The organism is Thomasclavelia sp. (genome assembly GCF_017889095.1).
Taxonomy (GTDB): domain Bacteria; phylum Bacillota_I; class Bacilli_A; order Erysipelotrichales; family Coprobacillaceae; genus Thomasclavelia.
In genome coordinates this window covers 1-7,204 of sequence record NZ_JAGHEW010000071.1, presented here as the reverse complement: position 1 = coordinate 7,204, position 7,204 = coordinate 1, and the positions used below count along the sequence as shown (strand labels likewise).

General features: G+C 32.2%; 6 protein-coding genes and 1 other annotated feature. Of the genes, 5 read left to right on the top strand and 1 reads right to left on the bottom strand.

Annotated elements, in window-relative coordinates:
- Positions 1–108: 108 nt before the first annotated feature.
- Positions 109–1,407: an oligosaccharide flippase family protein gene (locus J7M77_RS03165; protein WP_296875917.1), complete on the bottom strand. Its 1,299-nt coding sequence runs from the start codon at positions 1,405–1,407 to the stop codon at positions 109–111.
- A gap of 69 nt (positions 1,408–1,476) precedes the next feature.
- Between J7M77_RS03165 and J7M77_RS03160 the strand changes: the two genes are divergently transcribed.
- The 5 genes from J7M77_RS03160 to J7M77_RS03140 all read left to right on the top strand — a co-directional run bounded on the left by J7M77_RS03160 (position 1,477) and on the right by J7M77_RS03140 (position 7,123).
- Positions 1,477–1,767, top strand: coding sequence for a post-transcriptional regulator (locus tag J7M77_RS03160; protein ID WP_296875915.1), 291 nt, complete (start codon positions 1,477–1,479; stop codon positions 1,765–1,767).
- Positions 1,768–1,803: 36 nt separating this feature from the next.
- On the top strand, positions 1,804–3,450 hold the full coding sequence (gene recJ, locus J7M77_RS03155; RefSeq protein WP_296875913.1) for a single-stranded-DNA-specific exonuclease RecJ: 1,647 nt from the start codon (positions 1,804–1,806) through the stop codon (positions 3,448–3,450).
- Positions 3,451–3,504: 54 nt separating this feature from the next.
- Positions 3,505–4,023: an adenine phosphoribosyltransferase gene (locus tag J7M77_RS03150; RefSeq protein ID WP_296875911.1), complete on the top strand. Its 519-nt coding sequence runs from the start codon at positions 3,505–3,507 to the stop codon at positions 4,021–4,023.
- 43 nt (positions 4,024–4,066) lie between these two features.
- On the top strand, positions 4,067–6,292 hold the full coding sequence (locus J7M77_RS03145; RefSeq protein ID WP_296875909.1) for a bifunctional (p)ppGpp synthetase/guanosine-3',5'-bis(diphosphate) 3'-pyrophosphohydrolase: 2,226 nt from the start codon (positions 4,067–4,069) through the stop codon (positions 6,290–6,292).
- A 35-nt stretch (positions 6,293–6,327) separates the two neighbouring features.
- Positions 6,328–6,527, top strand: a binding site (T-box leader).
- 35 nt (positions 6,528–6,562) lie between these two features.
- A complete protein-coding gene (locus tag J7M77_RS03140) occupies positions 6,563–7,123 on the top strand; it encodes an ATP phosphoribosyltransferase regulatory subunit (protein WP_296875907.1) in 561 nt (186 codons plus the stop codon).
- The last annotated feature ends 81 nt before the right edge of the window (positions 7,124–7,204 follow it).

Below are 7,204 nucleotides of genomic sequence, written 5' to 3'. Positions count from 1 at the left end.
TGGATTTGGTTCATATACCAATTATACCAGAAAAGACAGAACTGTTCAGTTTATTCTGAAAATTCTGTCTTTTTCTTTTTGCTGTTTATTTCGTTACAGCCCCTTTTTTTAATTATCGATAAATAAATATTTATAACAAAATACCATCGATGCACTAACCGTAAAAATAATTCCAATCAAGGTACTAATGGCAATACTAAATACGCCTAAAAAACGGCTTAATGTAAAAACTAAAGCTAATTCTAAAGAACATTGAACAATACTAATGATAAACATTAAGCGATTTTTATTTAAAGCCTGTAATAAAGCCGATAAAGGTGTTCCTAAATAATAAATAGTAAAAGGAATAGCCATATATTTTAAATAATTAGCGCCACTAGTAGTATTATAAAGAAGCTGTAAACAATTTTCTGGATAAAAATAAAAGATTACAGTAAACGGTACACTGATTAAAACACTACCTAGGGAGGCAATCAATAAATGATATCTGGCAGCTTTGATTTGATGATAAACAACATCATTAGTAATAATCGGTAAGATCAACCGATAAATAACGCCATTAAAAAATGAAGGGGTTACTAACAAAGAAATTACATAACCGCTAATAATAGCATACTGATTATGAATTAATGATTTATCGAAGCCCAATTTAGTTAAAACAAAAACTAATACAATCGGTTCTAAAAAACTGACTAGACATTGATATAGTCTTGAACCAGTTAAAGGCATCGCAATATTAAGCATATCCTTAATTTGTAAACTAGGTTTAATTTCAGATTTTTTAATCGTTATTAAATTTTGTTTTTTCAAACGCGTTAATAAATAAAGAATAGACGAAAGTTCACCTACCGACATTGCTAACATTGCAATAGTAACTAAATAAGTGTCATTTAAATATAAAAAAGTTCTAATCATCAAATAGCTAAAAGATAAACGAGCCATTTCTTCAACAAAACCGGCTTTAGCGACTAAAAAGACATTTTGTTTCGCTAAAAAATAATTTTTTATAATTCCACTAATACCAACTAAGGGAATAAATAAAATTAAGGCTAATAGTGGCAAAAAGGCATTGTCGTTTTTTAATAAATTATGACTAATAAATTTAGATGAAAATAACAAAGTACTCATGACAATGATACAGGCAAATAAACTAATTGTAATTGCGGAAATGATAATTTTTTTATTGTTATATTTAGGATTGGCGATTAATCTAAATACCGCTGAGGGAATTCCTAACTGGCCTAATGTAATACATAATGAAACCGTAGGCATAACTAAAAAATATAAAGCCATCGCTTCATCACTTAATTGCCTGGCTAAAATCATCCGATTGAGGATACTAAACAGTTTAGCGATTGCTGAACTGGCGGAAAGAATGATGAAAGAATTAATTAGTTTTCTTTTCATAAAGCACTTCCTTTCTGATGAAAATTGTCATATAATATGTAAGTGACTTTAAAAATAGGGAGGGCTGATATGGTGACAGGTAATGATTTTAAATTTAATAAAAAAGACCTAAATTTTTTAATTAAATTAAAAGCCCGTGAATTAAAACGAAAAGATATTCATAACATTACCGAACAGCAAATCAAAGATTATCTCTTTGAGTATAAGTGGAAACAACAAGACAGTATGGCAATGTGTGAAATCATTGATGATATTATGAATTTGAATTTTTCCGAGTTATTTGATTACTTGAGTTTACAGGTTGTCAAAGAGGCATCTCATTTGAGTATAAATGATTTTTCAGATTTTATTTCAAAATAGTTGCTTGGCAACTATTTTTTTTAGAAAGGAGTTTCTATGAACTGGCGAATAATAAACGATCTTGACTACACTAACTATATGCAAAAATATCAAATTAATTCTTTATTAGCGAAAATATTTGCTTATAAGCAATATTCTTCAATCGATGTTGAAAGGACACTTTCCAATCGATTGATCTATCATGATTTTTCGTTATTTTTAGAAGCAGAAATGACACTTGAACGAATTGAAGAAGCAATCGAAAATGAAGAAAAAATCTGTATTTATGGTGATTATGATTGTGATGGTATTTTAGCGACAGCCATTTTAGTCGATGCATTTCGTCAATTAGGAATTAAAGTTGGCTATCATATTCCAAGTCGCCAGGAGGATGGTTATGGATTGAACGTAAATCGTGTTAAACAGATTGCTAGTAAAGGTTATAGTTTGATTATTACGGTTGATAATGGAATTAAAGCTTATGAAGCGATTGAATGTGCCAATGAATTAGGGGTTGATGTAATTGTTACAGATCATCATAATTTTGATGATGAATTACCTGATGCTTTTTCAATCATTCATACTAAAATTTCTCCAGATTATCCCTTTAAAGAAATTTCTGGCGGGTTTGTTGCTTATAAATTAGCTAGTGCTCTGTTAAAAAAACATGATCAATATTTATTTTGCTTAGCGGCAATTACGACTATATCAGATATGATGCCATTAGTTGATGAAAATCGGGCGTTAGTAAAACGAGCTTTAATTTTTATGCAAAACAACAAATATCCCCAACTAGAACTGTTATTATCAAATAGCAGCAATTATGATGTAACCCAGATTGGTTTTACGATTGCTCCTAAGATTAATTCATTTGGACGCCTAAGCGAAATTGTCAGTCCGAATCATTTAGTTAAATATTTTTGCCAGGATGCTTCGATTGGAATTTTAAAAGCAGTTAGTCAAAAGGCAGTTGAAATAAATACTAAACGGCAAAACTTAACTAACCAGCAATATAAACAAGTTTTAGCCTCTTTAAATCCTAACGATCAATATTTATACTCTTATCAAAATGATGTTCATGAAGGCTTATTAGGTTTGGTAGCTGGTAAATATACACATCAGTTTAAACGACCTAGTTTTGTCATGAAATTTGATAGTGAAAAAAATATGTATAAAGGCAGTGCCAGAGGAATTGAAGGATTAGGATTAACGCAAATTTTTGAACATGTCCAGGAATATTTAGATAGCTATGGCGGTCATGCTTTAGCGGGCGGTTTTAATGTAAGTTATCAAAATGTTGAAAAATTAAAAGCCAGTTTAGATGCTTACTTAAATGAAGCTTTAAAAAATTATCAGGCACCAGCTGAAGATGTTATTGCCGTTAAGCCAAGTGAAATCACGATTAATAGTGTAAAACAGTTACAATTGTTACAGCCACTTGGTAAAGGAAATGAGGAAATGAATTTCTATATCGATAAATTACCAGTTAGCAGTGTTAAAGCTTTATCAAATGGTAAACATTTACGTTTTGATTTTAATTTACCTAAAACTAGAGGTCATGCCTTATTCTTTAATCAGGGACAACGCTTAGAAGAATTAAAAAACGTAACTAGTATTAATGCTATTGGTAAGTTTAATATCAATGTTTATAATCAAATTGAATCAGTCAATTTGATTATTGAAGATATAAATGGTTTTATTTAAGCCATAAATTTGTTATAATTATACATCATAAGTGATGGTCATGGAGGAATGAAAATGGATCTATCAAAATACATTGAAGATATTTTAGATTTTCCGGAACCGGGAATTATATTTAGAGATGTAACACCGTTACTAAAAGATAAAGATGCTTACCAGGAAGCAATTAAACAGCTTGCTAGTTGGAGCAAAACATTAGATCAGCCAATTGATCTTGTTGTCGGACCAGAAGCACGAGGATTTCTATTTGGCTGTCCAGTTGCTTATGAGTTAAATGCGGGTTTTGTTCCCGTTAGAAAACCAGGCAAATTGCCACGGAAAACAATCAGTGAAAAATATGATTTAGAATATGGAACAAATGAAGTATTTATCCATGAAGACAGTATTTTAGCTGGTCAAAATGTTATCATTATTGATGATTTACTAGCAACAGGCGGAACTGTTAAAGCAACTTGTAAATTAGTTGAACGCTTAGGCGGAAAAGTAGCGGGAATTGCATTTTTGATTGAATTAGTGGATTTAAAAGGACGTAATTGTCTTGAAGACTATAACGTTCATTCACTATTAAAGTATTAAAAAGAGAGTTACTCTCTTTTTTCGCAATTAGGGGGTGAAAAAAATGGCTGAATTTAAAGGAGCTGGAGATACTGTAACAATTGATGATGTTTTAGAAGTATGTACAAAATATATAACTAATCAAGATAGCATTGCCTTGATCAAGCGCGCTTATGATTATATTATGGATAAACATGCGGGACAAAAAAGAAAAAGTGGGGAACCGTATACTAATCATTTAATTTGGGTCGCTTATATACTAGCGACGTTGCAAACTGGTCCAGCGACCATAACGGCCGGCTTGCTTCATGATGTCATGGAGGACTGTAATGTTCCTCGTGAAGAAATGGTAACTAAATTTGGGGAAGAAATTACTAGTCTTGTTGAAGGGGTCACCAAGATTGGTAAGATGCCGTTTAAAGATGAAGCCGATGTTTATGCGGAAAACCATCGTAAGATTTATATTGCGATGGCTAAAGATATTCGCGTAATATTAATTAAGTTTGCCGATCGGCTACATAATATGCGAACATTGCAGTTTATGCCACCAAAAAAACAAAAAAAGATTTCACGGGAAACCTTGGAAGTCTATACACCGATTGCGCATCGTTTAGGGATCAATGATATTAAAACAGAATTAGAAGATTTAAGTTTATATTATTTAGATCCGATTGCCTATAATGAAATCTCGAAATTGTTAGCAACCAAACAGGAAGAAAGAAAAGAATCAGTGGCTAAAATGATGGCTTCGGTTGAAAAAATTCTCCAGGAGAATAATTTCCAATATCGCATCTTAGGTCGGGCTAAATCGATTTATAGTATTTATAAAAAAATGTTCGTTAAAAAGAAACGATTTGATGAACTTTATGATTTATATGCATTAAGGATCATTACTAAAGATAAAATGGACTGTTATAGTATTTTAGGTCTGATCCATGATCAATATCGTCCCATTCCTGGACGCTTTAAAGATTATATAGCCATGCCTAAACCGAACATGTATCAATCTTTGCATACATCAGTAATTGGTGAAGATGGGAATACTTTTGAAATTCAAATTCGTACTGAAGAAATGGATGAATTAGCGGAATTAGGGGTAGCCGCTCACTGGCGCTATAAGGAAAACCGTGGTTATTCTTCAAAGAAAGAACAACAGGAAATTGGGGAAAAATTACAGTGGTTACGAGAATTTATTTCGCTAAGTGATGATATTAAAGATAGCGATGCAAAAGAATATTATGATTCATTAAAACGGGATATTTTTGAAGCAAATGTTTATGTTCTTACCCCTCAGGGGAAAATCGTTGAATTACCTAACGGGGCAACGCCGATAGATTTTGCTTATCGTATCCATACTGAAGTAGGACATAAAGCTGTTGGAGCAATCGTTAATAATGTGATGGTTCCTATTGATACAAAATTAAAAACGGGTGATGTAGTTGAAATCAAAACTAATAAACAATCACCAGGCCCTAGTGAAGACTGGCTAAAATTTGTTCGTACTGCTGGAGCGAGAAATAAAATTAGACAATTTATCGCTAAAAAAGAAGCGGAAACGAAAAAAGATGTCATTGAAGATGGGCGAAGGATATTGCGCGAGGAAATTCGTAAACGTAATTTAGATGAAAGAAAATATTTAGATAGTGATACTTACAAAACTTATTTAGGCTCTTTTGGGGCAAGAAACTTTGATGATATTTTATATTTTATTGGTAAAAAAAGTATCCCGGTGATGAATGTTTTAGATCGTGTCGTTCCTAAAAAATCAGGTTTCTTTGACAGTATTTCTAAAATGCTGCAACGAAATAATCAGGCCAATGAAAAAATGCAGGCTTCAAGAAGCAGCTCGGGCGTTGTTGTTAAAGGAATTGAGGGTCTAAAAATTCAGTTATCTAAATGTTGTAATCCGATCCCTGGTGACGATATTATTGGCTTTGTTTCACAAGGACAAGGTATCAAGGTCCATCGAAAAGATTGTCCTAATATCCAGCAGCCAGGTATTAAAGCGAGATTAATTGATGTGTATTGGGATTTTGCATCAATTACAACGATGCGGTTTCAAGCTGATTTAGAGATTACGGGATTGGATCGTCCAAATTTATTAAATGATGTAATTACTGCTTTAGGACAAATGAAAATCAATATTTTGAATATCCATGCTGATGTAATCGATATGAAAGCAGTAATTAAATTGAAGATTTCAGTTGAAGATGCTTCACGTTTACAACAGGCAATTGATAACATTGATCGTATTCAGGGGATTTATGAAATTAAACGAGTTATTCATTAATTATTGCTTTTTAATTAAATTTTTTATATAATCAGTTTAATCCAATGAACAAGATTAAATAGTTATTTCTTTTTCTAGAGAAAATACGGCTGGTGAAAGTATTTAAAAGAAAGCTATGGGACACTTGGGAGGAGTTACTTTGAAATTTAGTAGGAGTAAACGTTGGTCGCGTTAAGACTAGAGTGCGTGTTTAATACACGAATTAAGGTGGTACCGCGTTAATGACGTCCTTATTTTAAGGACGTTTTTATATTTTAAGGAGGGAAAGAAATGAATTACAAAGCACCACGAGGAACTGTCGATATCATGCCAGAAAATAGTAATAAATGGCAAGTATTGGAACAATTAATTAGAACAATTTGTGCTAATTATAATGTTAAAGAAGTTAGAACACCAATTTTTGAACATACTGATTTATTTTGTCGTTCAGTTGGGGATACTACTGATATTGTAAGTAAAGAAATGTATACTTTTGCCGATAAAAAAGGACGTTCGATTACTTTACGACCAGAAGGAACGGCTGGAGTCGCTAGAGCGTATGTGGAACATAAAATGTATGCTAATCCTGAAAAAATCAGTAAATTATATTATATTGGACCAATGTTTCGTTATGAACGACCTCAAAATGGTCGTCAGCGCCAATTTCATCAATTTGGAGTAGAAATGATTGGTTATGAGTCACCATATTTAGATGTTGAATGTATGACTATGGCTGTAACTTTAGTTAAAGCTTTAGGGTTAAAGGGTGTTAAACTACATATTAATTCATTAGGTGATAATGAAAGTCGTGATACTTATCGTGAAGCGTTAAAAGCTCACTTTGCGCCATAATTAGATGAATTATGAAGTGATTGTAAAAATCGTTATGAAGCTAATCCGCTTAGAATTCTCGACTGTAAAGTCGATCGTAAT